This is a genomic window from Phycicoccus sonneratiae, assembly GCF_016887965.1.
Taxonomy (GTDB): Bacteria; Actinomycetota; Actinomycetes; order Actinomycetales; family Dermatophilaceae; genus Phycicoccus; species Phycicoccus sonneratiae.
In genome coordinates, this window is the sequence record NZ_JAFDVD010000008.1 from 154701 (window position 1) to 168556 (window position 13856).

Sequence of the window (13856 nt, forward strand, 5' to 3'; positions counted from 1 at the left end):
CGGCGATTCAACCCGACGGAACCACCGGTTCGCAACGGTTGTCCGTGACGATCGTGTTTCGATCCGTGCCAGGGGCCGTGTCGGGCGACGGAATCCGCACCCGACACGGGCCCGTCGTCAGGCCGGGACGACGTTGACGAGCTTCGGCGCGCGGACGATGACCGTGCGCACCCCGTTCTCGAGGCTCGCCTGCACCTTGGGGCTGGCCAGCGCGAGCTCGCGCAGCGCGTCCTCGGTGATGTCGCTCGGCACCTCGAGGCGGTCCTTGACCTTGCCGCGCACCTGGACGACGCACGTGACCGTGTCGTCCACCAGCAGGGCGGGGTCGGCCACCGGGAACGCCTCGTGGGCGAGGGACTCGTTGTGCCCCAACCGCATCCAGAGCTCCTCGGCGATGTGCGGGGCCAGCGGGGCGACCATGAGGACCAGCGCCTCGGCGGCCTCGCGGGGCACGCCGCCCTCGAGCTTGGTCAGCGCGTTGTTCAGCTCGGTGATGCGGGCGATCGCGGTGTTGAAGCCCAGCGCCCCGAAGTCGGTGCGCACGGCGTCGACGGTGCGGTGCAGCACCTTGGCGACCTCGGCGTCCGGAGCGGCGTCGACGACGCGCAGCGCACCGGTCTCCTCGTCGACGACGTTGCGCCACAGCCGCTGGAGGAAGCGCTGCGGCCCGACGACGGCCCGGGTGTCCCACGGCTTGCTCTGCTCCAGCGGGCCGAGGCCCATCTCGTAGAGCCGGAAGGTGTCGGCCCCGTAGGCGGCGTACATGTCGTCCGGGCTGACCATGTTCTTCAGCGACTTGCCGATCTTGCCGAACTCGCGCGCGACCGGCTCGCCCTCGTGGCTGAACGTCGGGTGCCCGTCGTCACCGACGCCCTCGACGACCTCGGAGGCCTCGACGTACTGGCCCCGCGCGTCGGTGTACGCCGGCGCCTGGATGTAGCCCTGGGCGAAGTACGTGCGGAACGGCTCGTCGGAGCTGAGGTGCCCCAGGTCGTGGAGCACCTTGTGCCAGAACCGGGCGTAGAGCAGGTGCAGCACGGCGTGCTCGACGCCGCCGACGTAGAGGTCGACACCGCCCGGGTCGCGGGTGCCGGCGGGGGCGACGGCGACCGGCTCGTCGCGCGGGCCCATCCAGTAGCGCTCGTTGTCGGGGTCGACGACGGCGGCCTCGTTGGCCGGGTCGAGGTAGCGCAGGTAGTACCAGCAGGATCCGGCCCACTGCGGCATGACGTTGGTGTCGCGGCGGAACCGGCGCACGCCCCGGCCGTCGCCGAGGTCGGTCTCGACCTGCACCCAGTCGGCGTCGCGGGCCAGCGGCGGCTCGGGCTCGCTGTCGGCGTCGTCCGGGTCGTACACCTTCGGCGAGTAGTCCGGCACGTCCGGCAGCTCGACGGGCAGCTGGTCCTCCGGAACCCCGTACGCGATGCCGTCCTCGTCGAAGAGGACGGGGAACGGCTCGCCCCAGTAGCGCTGGCGGGCGAAGAGCCAGTCGCGCAGCTTGTAGGTGACCGTCGCCTCGCCGAGGCCCTTGGCCTCGAGCCATGCCGTGATCCGCTCCTTGGCCTCCGCGACGCCCAGACCGTCGAGGTCGACCTCGTCGTTGTGCGAGTTGACCGCCGGGCCGTCGCCGGTGAAGGCGGTCGACTCGTCGTGGTCGGCCGGCGGCTGGACGGTGCGGACGATGGGCAGCTCGAAGGCGGTGGCGAAGTCCCAGTCGCGCTCGTCCTGCGCGGGCACGGCCATGATCGCGCCGGTGCCGTAGCCCATGAGCACGTAGTCGGCGACGAAGACCGGCACGCGGGCGCCGTTGACCGGGTTCGTCGCCCAGCCGCCGGTGAACACGCCGGTCTTGTCCTTGCCCTCGCTCTGCCGCTCGAGGTCGGTCTTCGCGGCGGCCTGCGCGCGGTAGGCCTCGACCGCCTCGCGGGGGGTCTCCGCGCCACCGGTCCAGGCGTCGCGGGTGCCCTCGGGCCAGCCGCCGGCGGGGACGAGAGTGTCGACGAGCGGGTGCTCGGGGGCGAGGACCATGAAGGTCGCGCCGAAGAGGGTGTCGGGCCGGGTCGTGAAGACCTCGATGCCGGCCCCGGGGGTGGCGGCGGTGGCGGCGTCGGCCACCGGGAAGGTCACCCGGGCGCCCTGGCTGCGACCGATCCAGTTGCGCTGCATCGTCTTGACCTTCTCGGGCCAGTCGACGCGGTCGAGGTCGTCGGCCAGCCGGTCGGCGTACTCGGTGATGCGCATGACCCACTGGCGCAGGTTGCGCTTGAACACCGGGAAGTTGCCGCGGTCGGAGCGTCCCTCGTTGGTGACCTCCTCGTTGGCCAGCACCGTGCCGAGGCCCGGGCACCAGTTGACGGTGGCCTCGACGCTCTGCACGAGCCGCTGCGCGTCGAGGATCTCGGCGCGCTCGGTGTGCGACAGGTCGTCCCAGCCGCGGCCGTCGTCGGCGGGCAGGGGTCGGGTGCCGTCGCGGTACTCGGAGACGAGCTCGTCGATGGGGCGGGCGCGACCGGTGCCGCCGTCCTCGCGGGGGGCGTCGGCGTCGTACCAGGAGTTGAAGATCTGGAGGAAGATCCACTGGGTCCAGCGGTAGTACTCCGGGTCGATGGTGCGGATGGCGCGGCGGTCGTCGTGGCCGAGGCCGAGGCGGCGCAGCTGGCGCGCCATGATCGCGATGTTCTCCTCGGTCGTCTTGCGCGGGTGCTGCCCGGTCTGCACGGCGTACTGCTCCGCGGGCAGGCCGAAGGCGTCGTAGCCGAGGCAGTGCAGGACGTTCTTGCCGAGCATCCGCTGGTAGCGCGCGAAGACGTCGGTGGCGATGTAGCCGAGCGGGTGGCCGACGTGGAGGCCGGCGCCGCTCGGGTACGGGAACATGTCGAGGACGAGGAGGTGCCCGCCGGTGTAGCCGGCGACGGCGTCCGGCTCGGCCCAGGGGCCGGCGGGGTTCGGCGCGTGGAAGGTGCCACGCTCCTGCCAACGGTCCTGCCAGGCGACCTCGATCGTCCCGGCCAGCTCGGCGGTGTAGCGGTGCGGGGTCTCGCTCATCTCGTCCTCGTCGTCGTGTTGTCCTGCGGCCATGAAAAAACCCCTCGCACAGGAGGGGTCGCCGCGCGGGCCGGGTGGCCGGCGCGGCTACGCAAGGAGCAGGAGCCTCGGCACGCGCTCAGGGTACCGCAGCGGGCGTGTCGGGCGCCGGGGCGCCCGGTCAGTGCAGCGCGTGGACGACGGCGTGGCCGCGGCCCCGGCCCATCAGCCACCGGTTGACCGGGACGGTGAGGACGAAGGCGAGCGCGAGCGACCCGGCGAGCGAGACCCAGAACAGGACGGTGCCGAGGCCGGCGGTCATCGCTCCGGGGACGAGGACGATCGTCGCGTTGTCGACGACCTCCATGACGAGGATCGACACGGTGTCGGCGGCGAACGCCACGCCGAGGGCCGCCCCGAGGGCGAGGCCGGCGGCACGGACCGAACGGACGGTCAGCGCGTACCCGGTGACGAAGGCGAGCACGACCGAGAGGAGGACGACCGCGCCGATGTCGAGGCCGGCGGCGCTCCCGATGACCATGCCGGCGACCTCGCCGATCGCACAGCCGGTGAGGCAGTGCAGGGTGGCCGACGCGGCGTCGCCCCAGCTCGTCGATCCGTGGGTCCCGTGCTGGTGGGTGGTCATGTGCGGGCCAACGAGATACCCCGGGAGGGTATTCCGGCGAGTGTCAGACGAGCATCCCCGCGACGAGGAGGGCCTGCGCGAGGTGGTAGGTGACGATGACGACCGGTGCCGTCCACGCGCGCTGCTCGACGAAGCGGCCGAGGGCGAGGGCGGTGTCGCTGACCACGAAGAGGCTCGCGCCGAGCCCGACGAGGAGGTGGCCGGTCGCCCACCCGGTGACGGCCATCGCGGCGATGACGGCCATGTAGAAGGCCACCGGCACGGCGAGCGCGGTGCCTCCGTCGGCGTGCGACGCCGGGAGGATCCTCCGCCCCGCGGCGAGTGCAGCGGCGACGACGGCGACCCCGAGCCAGCCGAGCACCGGCCGGTCGAGGCCGAGGGTGACGAAGGCGGCGACCCAGGCGAGGTGCCCGACGAGGAAGGCGGCCAGGCCGCCGAGGAAGCGGGTCTGGCCGTCGTCGAGGAGGACGACGTCACCGACGAGCCCGAGTGCGAGCGAGGCGAGGACGAGCACCCCGGGGGTGGAGGCCGTGGCCCCGAGGGCGACGGCCAGCGCCGCGAGGCCGACCATGACGGCCGGTTTCGCCCACCGCTCGACCGCCGGGCGGCGGGTGACGACGGCCCACCAGTCCGCGCCGGCGATCAGCGTGGTGAGGGCGGCGGCGAGGACCACGGCGGCGGGCACGCGCGCATCCTGCCAGCCGGGCGCCCAGGCCGTCGGCCGACCCGAGGACGAGTAGTGGTGCTCCAGAACTCCATGCCACCCGCAAGCGATCCCGTGCCACCCGCAAGCGATCGCTTGCGACCGACCAGCAATCCCTTGTCGCGAGCAAGGGATTGCTTGTCACCGGCAAGGGCTCGCTTGCCGGGTGCATGGAGTTCTGGAGGACGAGGGTGTGTTGCCGGCTCTCAGGAACGGCCCGGGCACGGTGCCCTGTGGATGACGCCAGCGGAGGTCGCGCACGCCGGGGCACCATCGTCTCGACGCCGGCGGTCCGTCGGCACGCGAAGGGAGGCCCCATGCGCACCGAGAACCCGATGCCGCCGGGTCGCCGGTCGCCCACGTGGCTGCGACGGCGCGGCATCCCCGCCGACGAGGCGGCCGACCACTCCCCGTGGCTCAGGCTGCACGAGCACCTGGCCGTGCGCCACGGCATCCGGGCCGACCTCCCCCGCCGATGGGAGCGTCCGGAGGCACACGACCCGCTCAACCTGCCGGCCCTGCTCCGCCAGGCCAGCGCCCAGGTCGACCGGGACGTGGCCCGCACCGTCGCGCCGCTCGCCCCGGGGCTCACCCCCGAGGGAGTGGATGCCCTGCGCCGCCTCCGCGACAAGCCCTCGGCCGGGGTGCACCTCGCGGAGTACCTCAACCGCTCGGAACCCCAGGTCAGCCGCCTCCTCTCCCGGCTGACCGGGCTCGGGCTGGTCCAGCGTGAACCGGGCTGGCGCGACCTCCGGACGCGCCGGACCGAGCTGACGGAGACCGGCCGCCGGGTGCTCGCCACGGTCGAGGCCGCCCTCGCGGACCGCGCGGGCGAGTGGCGTGAGGGGCTGGACGTCGCCGAGGTCGACGCGCTCGGCCGGCTCCTGCACACCTTCGCCGATGCACCGTTGCGCCGACCCCGCCGCGCCCCGCGGTACGCCCCGCCTCGCCGGTGGTCACCGCAGCTCGAGCACCCCGTCGTCGAGGCGGCCGAAGCGGGTGACGGCCAGGTCGTACGCATAGCTCTGGACGACCCGCCACGGTCGGCGTGACCCTTGACGCGGCAGCAGGTGCTCACCGCGCCGCACGTACCCGGACGTCAGGTCGAGCAGCGGCCGGTCCTCCCCGCCCGAACCGTCCCAGCGCGGCGTCGCCACGGACAGCCCTCGTCGGTCCAGGTGCCGCAACAGGTGGCAGACCCACCGGGCGGTCAGGTCCGCGCGCAACGTCCAGCTGGCGTTCGTGTACCCCACCGAGAGCGCCAGATTGGGAACCCCCGAGAGCATGCACCCCTTGTAGACGTGAGTGGCGGCCAGGTCGACCAGCGACCCGTCGACGACGACCTCCGCTCCCCCGCCGACCTCCAGCCGCAGCCCGGTGGCCGTGACGACGACGTCGGCGGGCAGCACCTCGCCGCCGGACACCCGCACCCCGGACGGCTCGAACCCCTCGACCGTGGCGGTGACCACCGAGGCCGAGCCGTCGGCGAGCACGTCGAGCAGGTCGCCGTCCGGGGCGACGCAGACCCGCTGGTCCCACGGGTCGTACCGGGGGTTGAAGTGCGTGTCCACGGGATACCCCTCGGGCAGCCGCTCCGCGAGCCGTCGCCGGAGCAGGCGCCGCCCGCCCTCCGGCCACCGTCGCAGCGCCCGGTACGAGACCGTCGACAGCGCGACGTTCTTGGCCCGCACGAGCGAGTGCGCCGCCCGCCCCGGCAGCACCCGCCGCAGCCCGTCGGCCACGAGGTCCCGGTTCGGCAGCGCCGCGACGTAGCTCGGCGAGCGCTGGAGCATCGTCACGTGCGCCGCCCCCGCGTCGACCAGCGCCGGCACCAGCGTGATGGCCGTCGCCCCGCTGCCGATGACGACGAACCGCCGCCCGGCGACCTCGAGGTCCTCGGGCCAGTGCTGCGGGTGCACCACCTCGCCGTCGAACGCCTCCTGGCCGGGGAAGTCCACGACGTGACCCGACTCGTACGCGTAGTAGCCGGTCGCCACGTGGACGAAGCGGGCCCGGTGCTCGAGGACCTCCCCCGACTCCGTCCGCGCCGTCACCGTCCAGCGCCGCTCTTCCGACGACCACGCGAGCCGGGTGACCCGCTGCCCGAGGTGCGTGCGCTCGGTGACGCCGTGCTCGTCGGCGGTCTCGCGCACGTAACGCAGGATCTCCTCCGCCGGCGCGATGGAGGTCCGGCCGCGCCACGGACGGAACGGGAACCCGAGCGTGTACATGTCGGAGTCCGACCGGATGCCCGGGTAGCGGAACAGGTCCCACGTGCCTCCGGTCGCCGAGCGCGCCTCGAGGACCGCCCAGGTCAGCTCGGGGCAGTGCATCGCCAGCCGGCAGGCCAGGTCGATGCCCGAGATGCCGGCCCCGACGACGAGCACGTCGACGTCGAGCGGCGGCGGGGCCATCGGGTCGCGGGGCACCGCCACAGGCTATGCCGCGCGCGTCGAGGGTCGCCGCCGAGGGCCGGCCGCGTCAGGAGGCCGTGCGACGATGACGCCATGACCACCCTCTCCGACTTCTCCGCCACCACCCTCACCGGCCAGGAGCGCGACCTCTCCGAGTACGCCGGCGAGGTCGTGCTCGTCGTCAACACCGCGAGCAAGTGCGGCTTCACCCCGCAGCTCGAGGGCCTGGAGTCCCTCTACGAGGAGCTCAAGGACGAGGGCTTCACCGTCCTCGGCTTCCCCTGCAACCAGTTCGGCGGTCAGGAGCCCGGCACCGAGGAGGAGATCGGCGAGTTCTGCCAGATGAACTACGGCGTCACCTTCCCGATGTTCGCCAAGGTCGACGTCAACGGCGACGACGCCCACCCGCTCTTCGAGTGGCTGAAGTCCGAGAAGAAGGGCCTGCTCGGCGGGCGCATCAAGTGGAACTTCACGAAGTTCCTCGTCGGGCGCGACGGGCAGGTCATCGACCGCTACGCCCCGAACACCGAGCCCAAGGACATCACCGACGACGCCCGCGCCGCCCTGGCCGCCGGGGGCACCGACGCCGGATGAGCGCCCTCGCGGCCCTCGTGCCGATCGGCGTCTTCGCCCTCTTCCTCCTCTTCGTCTGGCACCGGCTGGCCGTCGCCCCCCGGTGGGGCCGGCGCTGGGTGCCGTGGACGCTCGCCGTCCTCCTCCTCGCGCTGCTCGCCGCCGCCCTCGAGGGCTTCGACGTCTGGGGCGGTGCGTGGTCCCCCGAGACGATGCGACCCGTCGCGTGGACCGGGCAGGCCTTCCTCGCCACCTGCCTCTACCTCTTCCTCGGGCTCGTGCCGGTGGCCGTGGTCAGCGGCCTCGTCGCCCTCGTGCGCTGGTGGCACGAGCGCGGTCGCGAGGGTCGCCGCCGGTTCAACCGGGTGGCGGCCCCGCTCGTCGCGCTGCTCGCCGTCGGGACCACCGGGTACGGCGCGTGGGAGGCCTCCCACCCGTCGGTCACCCGGTTCGAGGTCTCCTCCCCCGAGCTGCCGGCCGCCTTCGACGGCGCCCGCGTCGCGCTCGTCACCGACATCCACGCCGGCGCCGTGCGCAGCGCCGCCTTCACCCGCGGCGTGGTCGACCTCGTCAACGCCCAGCGACCCGACCTCGTCGTCATCGCCGGCGACCTCGAGGACGGCACCGCCGCCCGCTACGGCCCCGAGCTCGCCCCGCTGCGCGACCTGCGCGCCCCGCTCGGGGTCTTCGCGACGACCGGCAACCACGAGATGTTCCGCGACACCGCCAACTGGGTGCGGGCCTTCGAGGACCTCGGCATCACCGTCCTGAAGAACGAGTCGGTCCCCCTCGGGCGCGGGGGCGAGACGATCACGCTCGCCGGCGTCCACGACATCTCCGGCGACGGCGTCTTCGCCCCCGACCCGGACGCCGCCCTCGCGGGGGTCGACCCCGCCGGGTTCACGCTCTACGCGGCGCACCAGCCACGGCAGGCGCGCGACGTCGAGGGCCGCGGGGTCGACCTCCAGCTCTCCGGGCACACCCACGGCGGCCAGATGTGGCCGCTGAGGTACCTCGTCCCGCTCCAGCAGCCGGTCGTCGACGGGCTGCACGACGTCGGCGACGTCCCGGTGCTCACCTCGCGCGGCATCGGCGCGTGGGGCCCGGCGATCCGGGTGGCCGCACCCCCGGAGCTGCCCGTCGTCACGCTCCGGCGGGGCTGAGCGGGCCGTGGACGAGAGCGGACTCGTCGTCGGCGGCGACGGCCTCGCGCGCCCGGCCTGGGCGGCCACCGACCCGCTGCTGCGCGACTACTACGACACCGAGTGGGGGATGCCCGTCCGCGACGAGCGCGGGGTCTTCGAGCGGCTCTCGCTCGAGGCCTTCCAGTCCGGGCTGTCGTGGGCGACGATCCTCCGCAAGCGGCCGGCGTTCCGGGTGGCGTTCGACGGCTTCGACCCCGAGGCCGTCGCCCGCTACGGCGACACCGACGTCGCGCGCCTGCTCGCCGACGCCGGCATCGTCCGCAACCGGGCCAAGGTGCTCGCGACGGTCACGAACGCCCGCGCCACGCTCGCCCTGCGCGAGGACCCCGACGGCGACCTCGCCGCGTTCGTCTGGTCGTTCCGCCCGGCCGACACCCCGAGGCCCCGCACGCCGGCCGAGGTGCCGACGACCTCGCCTGAGTCGGTCGCCCTGTCGAAGGCGCTGAAGCGCAAGGGGTTCGCCTTCGTCGGGCCCACGACGATGCACGCGCTGATGGAGGCGCTGGGCATCGTCGACACGCACCTGCTCGGTAGCCACCGGCGGGGTACCAGCGGCATCTGGCCCCGCTGAGACCCGCCGTCACGCACGACCGCGGCCCGGTCCCCACAGGGGACCGGGCCGCGGTGCGTCGGAGGTCATGACCTCACTGGTGCAGGTCGAACCGGTCGTTCTCCATGACCTTGACCCACGCGGCGACGAAGTCGTCGACGAACCGCTGCTCACCGTCGGCGCTGCCGTACACCTCGGCGATGGCGCGCAGCTGGGCGTGCGAGCCGAGCACGAGCTCGACGGCCGTGGCCTGCCAGCCGCCCTCGCTGCTGTCGTAGACGTTCGCCGTGTCGCGCGACGTCGACCAGGTGACACCCGGCCGCAGGACGTTGGCAAGGACGTCGTTGGTCAGCTGCCCGGGACGCTCGGTGAGCACGCCGACCGAGGTGCCGCCGTGCGTCACCCCGACGGCCCGCAGGCCGCCCACGAGCGCCACGAGCTGCGGGGCGGTGACTCCCAGCATGAAGGCGCGGTCGAGGAGAAGGCCCTCGGGAGCGATCTTCTCGTCCTCGCGTAGGTAGCCGCGGAAACCATCGGCACGGGGCTCGAGGTACGAGAAGGACTCGACGTCGGTCAGCTCCTGGGTCGCGTCGGTGCGGCCCGGCGTGAAGGGGACGGTCAGCTCGCGACCCGCGGCACGGGCGGCCTGCTCAATGCCCGCCGACCCGCCGAGGACGATGAGGTCCGCGAGCGAGACGGTGCGCCCGCCCCGGCCGTCGAAGTCGGCCTTGACGCGCCCGAGCACCTCGAGGACCGAGGCCAGCTCGGCGGGCTCGTTGGCCTCCCAGGAGCGCTGGGGCTCGAGCGCGATGCGGGCGCCGTTGGCCCCGCCACGCATGTCGGTCCTCCGGAAGCTCGCCGCCGACGACCACGCCGTGCGGACGAGCTGCTGGACCGTGAGGCCGGAGTCGAGGAGCGCCTGCTTGAGCGCGGTGACGTCCTCGTCGGTGAGCTGCTCACCCGACCGCGCCGGCACGGGGTCCTGCCACGGCTGGGCCTCGGGCACCCACGGGCCGAGGAAGCGCTCGACCGGACCCATGTCGCGGTGCAGGAGCTTGTACCAGGCCTTGGCGAAGGCCAGCCGGAACTCCTCGGGGTTCTCGTGGAAGCGCCGCGAGATCTTCTCGTACTCCGGGTCCATCCGCAGCGAGAGGTCGGTCGTCAGCATCGTCGGCGGGCGGCTGAGCGAGCCGTCCTCGGGGTCGGGCACGGTGTTCGCGCCGCCGCCGTCCTTCGGCTGCCACTGGTGGGCGCCGGCCGGGCTCTTGGTCAGCTCCCACTCGAAGCCGAAGAGGTTGTCGAAGAACTTGTTCGACCACTGCGTGGGCGTCTGGGTCCAGGTGACCTCGAGGCCGGAGGTGATGGCGTCGCGGCCCTTGCCGGAGCCGAACTCGCTCTTCCAGCCCAGGCCCATCGAGTGCACCGGGCAGCCCTCGGGCTCGGTGCCGACGAGGTCGGCGTCGCCGGCCCCGTGGGTCTTGCCGAAGGTGTGGCCGCCGGCGATGAGGGCGACGGTCTCCTCGTCGTTCATCGCCATCCGCTTGAAGGTCTCGCGGATGTCGCGCGCCGCCTTGAGCGGGTCGGGCTCGCCGTTGGGGCCCTCGGGGTTGACGTAGATCAGACCCATCTGGACCGCACCGAGCGGGTTCGAGAGCTCGCGCTCGCCGCTGTAGCGCTCGTCGCCGAGCCAGGTGTCCTCGGCGCCCCAGTTGACCTCCTCCGGCTCCCAGACGTCCGGGCGGCCGAAGGCGAACCCGAAGGTCTCGAAGCCCATGTCCTCGAGCGCGACGTTGCCGGCGAGGACGAGCAGGTCGGCCCAGGAGACGGCCTGGCCGTACTTCTGCTTGACCGGCCAGAGCAGGCGGCGGGCCTTGTCGAGGTTGGCGTTGTCCGGCCAGCTGTTGAGCGGGGCGAAGCGCTGCTGCCCACGGCCGCCACCGCCGCGGCCGTCCTCGACCCGGTAGGTGCCGGCGGCGTGCCAGCTCATCCGGATGAAGAGCGGGCCGTAGTGGCCGAAGTCGGCGGGCCACCAGTCCTGGGAGGTGCGCATCACCTGGACGAGGTCGGCCTTGAGGGCGTCGACGTCGAGGCCGGCGAAGGCCTGCGCGTAGTCGAAGGAGCCGCCGAGCGGGTCGGCCTTCTCACTGTTCGTGTGCAGGACCGAGAGGTCGAGCTGGTTGGGCCACCAGTCCTGGTTGGTCCGGGGGCGCGTGCCCTTCGGGGTCGGGGAGTCGATCGCCGGGTTCTCGCTCTCGCTGCCCTCGGCGGTCACTCCGTGCTGCTGGTCGGTCACGTCGGTCCATCTCCTTGTCGGTGCTGCGGTGGGTCGGTGGGCTGGGAGGGTCAGGCGGTGGTGGCCGCGCGGCACTGCGGGCAGCGGCCCCAGTAGACGACCTCGGCCTCGTCGAGCTCGAAGTCGTGGTCGGCGGACGGGTGGAGGCAGGGGGTCTCGCCGACGGCGCAGTCGACGTCGGCCATCGTGCCGCAGCCGCGGCAGACGACGTGGTGGTGGTTGTCGCCGACGCGGGCCTCATAGCGGGTGACCGACCCCGCGGGCTGGATGGCGCGTACGAGCCCGGCGCCGGTGAGGGTGTGCAGCGAGTCGTAGACGGCCTGGTGCGAGACCGACGGCAGGTGGGCGCGGACGGCACGCAGCAGGGTGCCGGTGTCGGCGTGCGGGTGGGCGTGCACCGCCGAGAGGACCTCGAGCCGGGGCCGCGTCACGCGAAGCCCGACGGCGCGCAGCAGCTGCGCGGGGTCCTCGTCTCGAACCATGCCCCCACCCTGTCGTCTTGTCTTGAATCCGTCAAGACAACACCGTTCCGCACCGAGGAACGTCCGAACACGACAAAGGGCCCGGCGAAAAGCGTGCCGAGCGCTGAGTCGTGCGGTGGAGCTGAGGGGACCCGCTTCGCTCCCGAATCCCCTGAGCGGCGCCGGAACGACGGATGGGACCGGCTGCCGCCGGTCCCATCCGTCGTTCCACTGGGTGGAGCTGAGGGGATTCGAACCCCTGACCCCCTCCATGCCATGGAGGTGCGCTACCAACTGCGCTACAGCCCCGAGTGGGTGTCCCCCGAAGGGGCGACGGCGAGTCTACAGACGGCCTGCCGCTCCCCCAAATCGACCTCAGGGCGGCATCGTGGGGTCCGGGGCGGTCAGCCCGGCGGAGGTGTTCCACGTCCGCAGCCGCCACCCCTCGCGCCCCTCGACGAGCTCGCCCCAGCAGCAGTTGCCGAGCGCCCCGAGCACCCGCCACGCCGTCGGCTGGTCGAGCCCCAGCAGCCATCCGACGGCCGCCCGGCCCGCGGCCCCGTGCGTCGAGAGCACGAGGCACTCCCCCGCCCCGAGGTCCTCGAGGTGCTCGGCGACGGCCTCGGCGACGCGCGCGACGACGTCGGCCATCGTCTCGCCGTCACCGCCGCGCGGGACGTCCTCTCCGCGCAGGACGGCGGCCCGCTCCTCCGGCCACCCGGCGAGCACCTCGTCGTTGGTCAGCCCCTGCCATCCCCCGGCGTGGATCTCGCGCAGCCGGGCGTCCTCGACGAGCGGCACGCCCGCGGCCGAGGCCACCGCCTCGCCGGTGCGCCGCGCCCGCTGGAGGTCGGAGGTGACGACCCGCACCGGCCCGAGGGCGGCCACGGCCGGCCCGGCCGCCGCGGCCTGTCGCTCCCCGAGCGCGGAGAGCGGGCTGTCGAGCTGGCCCTGCCAGATGCCGGCGGCGTTGTGGGTGGTCTCGCCGTGGCGCAGGACGACGACGCGGCGCGGGCCGGAGCCCCCGCTCACCGCCCGCCCTGCTCGGTGCCGACGACCCCGAGGTCGACCGCGGGGCAGTCCTTCCAGAGCCGCTCGAGCTCGTAGAACTCGCGCTCCTCGTCGTGCTGGACGTGGACGACGATGTCGCCGAAGTCGATGAGCACCCAGCGCCCCTCGCGCTGGCCCTCGCGGCGCACCGGCTTGGAGCCGAGCGCGCGCAGGACGTCCTCGACCTCGTCGACGATCGAGCCCACCTGGCGCTCGGACTCGGCCGAGACGATGACGAAGACGTCGGTCAGCGCGAGCTGGTCGGAGACGTCGATGCCGCTGATGGTGGTCGCGAGCTTGTCGGACGCGGCGGTGGCCGCGGCCCGGGCGAGCTCGAGGGAACGGTCGGTCGCTGTCACGGTGCTCCTCGGTAGAGGTGGTGCTTGGAGATGTACTGGACGACGCCGTCGGGCACGAGGTACCAGACCGGTTCCCCGGCCCGGACCCGCTCGCGGCAGTCGGTGGACGAGATGGCCATCGCCGGGACCTCCTGGAGGGTGACCCGGTCGGCCGGCAGCCCGAGCTCGCTCAGCTCGTACCCGGGACGGGTGACCCCGACGAAGCGGGCGAGGCCGAACAGCTCGTCGGCGTCCTTCCACGACAGGATCTGGGCCAGGGCGTCGGCGCCGGTGATGAAGAACAGCTCGGCGCCTGGGCGCTGGGCCCGCAGGTCGCGCAGGGTGTCGACGGTGTAGGTGAGGCCCGCGCGGTCGATGTCGACGCGCGAGACGGTGAAGCGCGGGTTGGACGCGGTCGCGACGACGGTCATGAGGTACCGGTGCTCGGCCGGCGAGACCTCGCGCTCCTCCTTCTGCCACGGCTGGCCGGTGGGGACGAAGACGACCTCGTCGAGCCCGAGCAGCGCCTGGACCTCGGAGGCGGCGACGAGGTGGCCGTGGTGGACGGGGTCGAAGGTCCCGCCCATCACCCCTAGGCG

Annotated in this window: 13 protein-coding genes and 1 tRNA gene; 4 read left to right on the forward strand and 10 right to left on the reverse strand. The window is 73.3% G+C overall.

Annotated features, from left to right (window positions below; all coding sequences use genetic code 11):
- Window positions 1-117: 117 nt before the first annotated feature.
- The 3 genes from leuS to JQN70_RS07995 all read right to left on the reverse strand — a co-directional run bounded on the left by leuS (window position 118) and on the right by JQN70_RS07995 (window position 4355).
- Window positions 118-3045, reverse strand: coding sequence for a leucine--tRNA ligase (leuS, locus tag JQN70_RS07985; protein WP_204130989.1), 2928 nt, complete (start codon window positions 3043-3045; stop codon window positions 118-120).
- 160 nt (window positions 3046-3205) lie between these two features.
- A complete protein-coding gene (locus JQN70_RS07990; protein WP_204130794.1) occupies window positions 3206-3670 on the reverse strand; it encodes a DUF4396 domain-containing protein in 465 nt (154 codons plus the stop codon).
- Between the two features lie 43 nt (window positions 3671-3713).
- Window positions 3714-4355: a lysoplasmalogenase gene (locus JQN70_RS07995; protein WP_204130795.1), complete on the reverse strand. Its 642-nt coding sequence runs from the start codon at window positions 4353-4355 to the stop codon at window positions 3714-3716.
- Window positions 4356-4690: 335 nt separating this feature from the next.
- Between JQN70_RS07995 and JQN70_RS08000 the strand changes: the two genes are divergently transcribed.
- Window positions 4691-5425 (forward strand): MarR family winged helix-turn-helix transcriptional regulator, encoded by a 735-nt coding sequence (locus JQN70_RS08000; protein WP_204130796.1) that lies wholly within the window; start codon window positions 4691-4693, stop codon window positions 5423-5425.
- Here the strand turns inward: JQN70_RS08000 and JQN70_RS08005 are convergent.
- Window positions 5330-6802 carry a flavin-containing monooxygenase gene (locus tag JQN70_RS08005; protein ID WP_307835864.1) on the reverse strand — a complete coding sequence of 491 codons (1473 nt, stop codon included), beginning with the start codon at window positions 6800-6802 and terminating at the stop codon, window positions 5330-5332. The genes JQN70_RS08000 and JQN70_RS08005 overlap by 96 nt on opposite strands.
- 78 nt (window positions 6803-6880) lie before the next feature.
- On the opposite strand from JQN70_RS08005, the gene JQN70_RS08010 reads away from it, so the two are divergent.
- From JQN70_RS08010 to JQN70_RS08020, 3 genes are read left to right on the forward strand one after another with little or no spacing between them, the layout of a single operon-like run.
- A complete protein-coding gene (locus tag JQN70_RS08010; protein WP_204130797.1) occupies window positions 6881-7381 on the forward strand; it encodes a glutathione peroxidase in 501 nt (166 codons plus the stop codon).
- Window positions 7378-8523 carry a metallophosphoesterase gene (locus JQN70_RS08015; protein WP_204130798.1) on the forward strand — a complete coding sequence of 382 codons (1146 nt, stop codon included), beginning with the start codon at window positions 7378-7380 and terminating at the stop codon, window positions 8521-8523. Before JQN70_RS08010 ends, JQN70_RS08015 begins: the two co-directional genes overlap by 4 nt.
- 7 nt (window positions 8524-8530) lie before the next feature.
- Window positions 8531-9136 carry a DNA-3-methyladenine glycosylase I gene (locus JQN70_RS08020; RefSeq protein WP_307835865.1) on the forward strand — a complete coding sequence of 202 codons (606 nt, stop codon included), beginning with the start codon at window positions 8531-8533 and terminating at the stop codon, window positions 9134-9136.
- Between the two features lie 73 nt (window positions 9137-9209).
- Here the strand turns inward: JQN70_RS08020 and katG are convergent, their stop codons facing one another.
- The 6 genes from katG to nadD all read right to left on the reverse strand — a co-directional run bounded on the left by katG (window position 9210) and on the right by nadD (window position 13844).
- Window positions 9210-11408: a catalase/peroxidase HPI gene (gene katG / locus JQN70_RS08025; protein ID WP_204130799.1), complete on the reverse strand. Its 2199-nt coding sequence runs from the start codon at window positions 11406-11408 to the stop codon at window positions 9210-9212.
- 50 nt (window positions 11409-11458) lie between these two features.
- Window positions 11459-11890: a Fur family transcriptional regulator gene (locus tag JQN70_RS08030; RefSeq protein WP_204130800.1), complete on the reverse strand. Its 432-nt coding sequence runs from the start codon at window positions 11888-11890 to the stop codon at window positions 11459-11461.
- A 215-nt stretch (window positions 11891-12105) separates the two neighbouring features.
- Window positions 12106-12178 (reverse strand) — tRNA-Ala (locus tag JQN70_RS08035).
- A 66-nt stretch (window positions 12179-12244) separates the two neighbouring features.
- A complete protein-coding gene (locus JQN70_RS08040; protein WP_204130801.1) occupies window positions 12245-12901 on the reverse strand; it encodes a histidine phosphatase family protein in 657 nt (218 codons plus the stop codon).
- On the reverse strand, window positions 12898-13278 hold the full coding sequence (gene rsfS, locus JQN70_RS08045; protein WP_204130802.1) for a ribosome silencing factor: 381 nt from the start codon (window positions 13276-13278) through the stop codon (window positions 12898-12900). The genes JQN70_RS08040 and rsfS overlap by 4 nt, the downstream gene beginning before the upstream one ends.
- A complete protein-coding gene (nadD, locus tag JQN70_RS08050; RefSeq protein ID WP_239111245.1) occupies window positions 13275-13844 on the reverse strand; it encodes a nicotinate-nucleotide adenylyltransferase in 570 nt (189 codons plus the stop codon). The genes rsfS and nadD overlap by 4 nt, the downstream gene beginning before the upstream one ends.
- Window positions 13845-13856 lie beyond the last annotated feature (12 nt).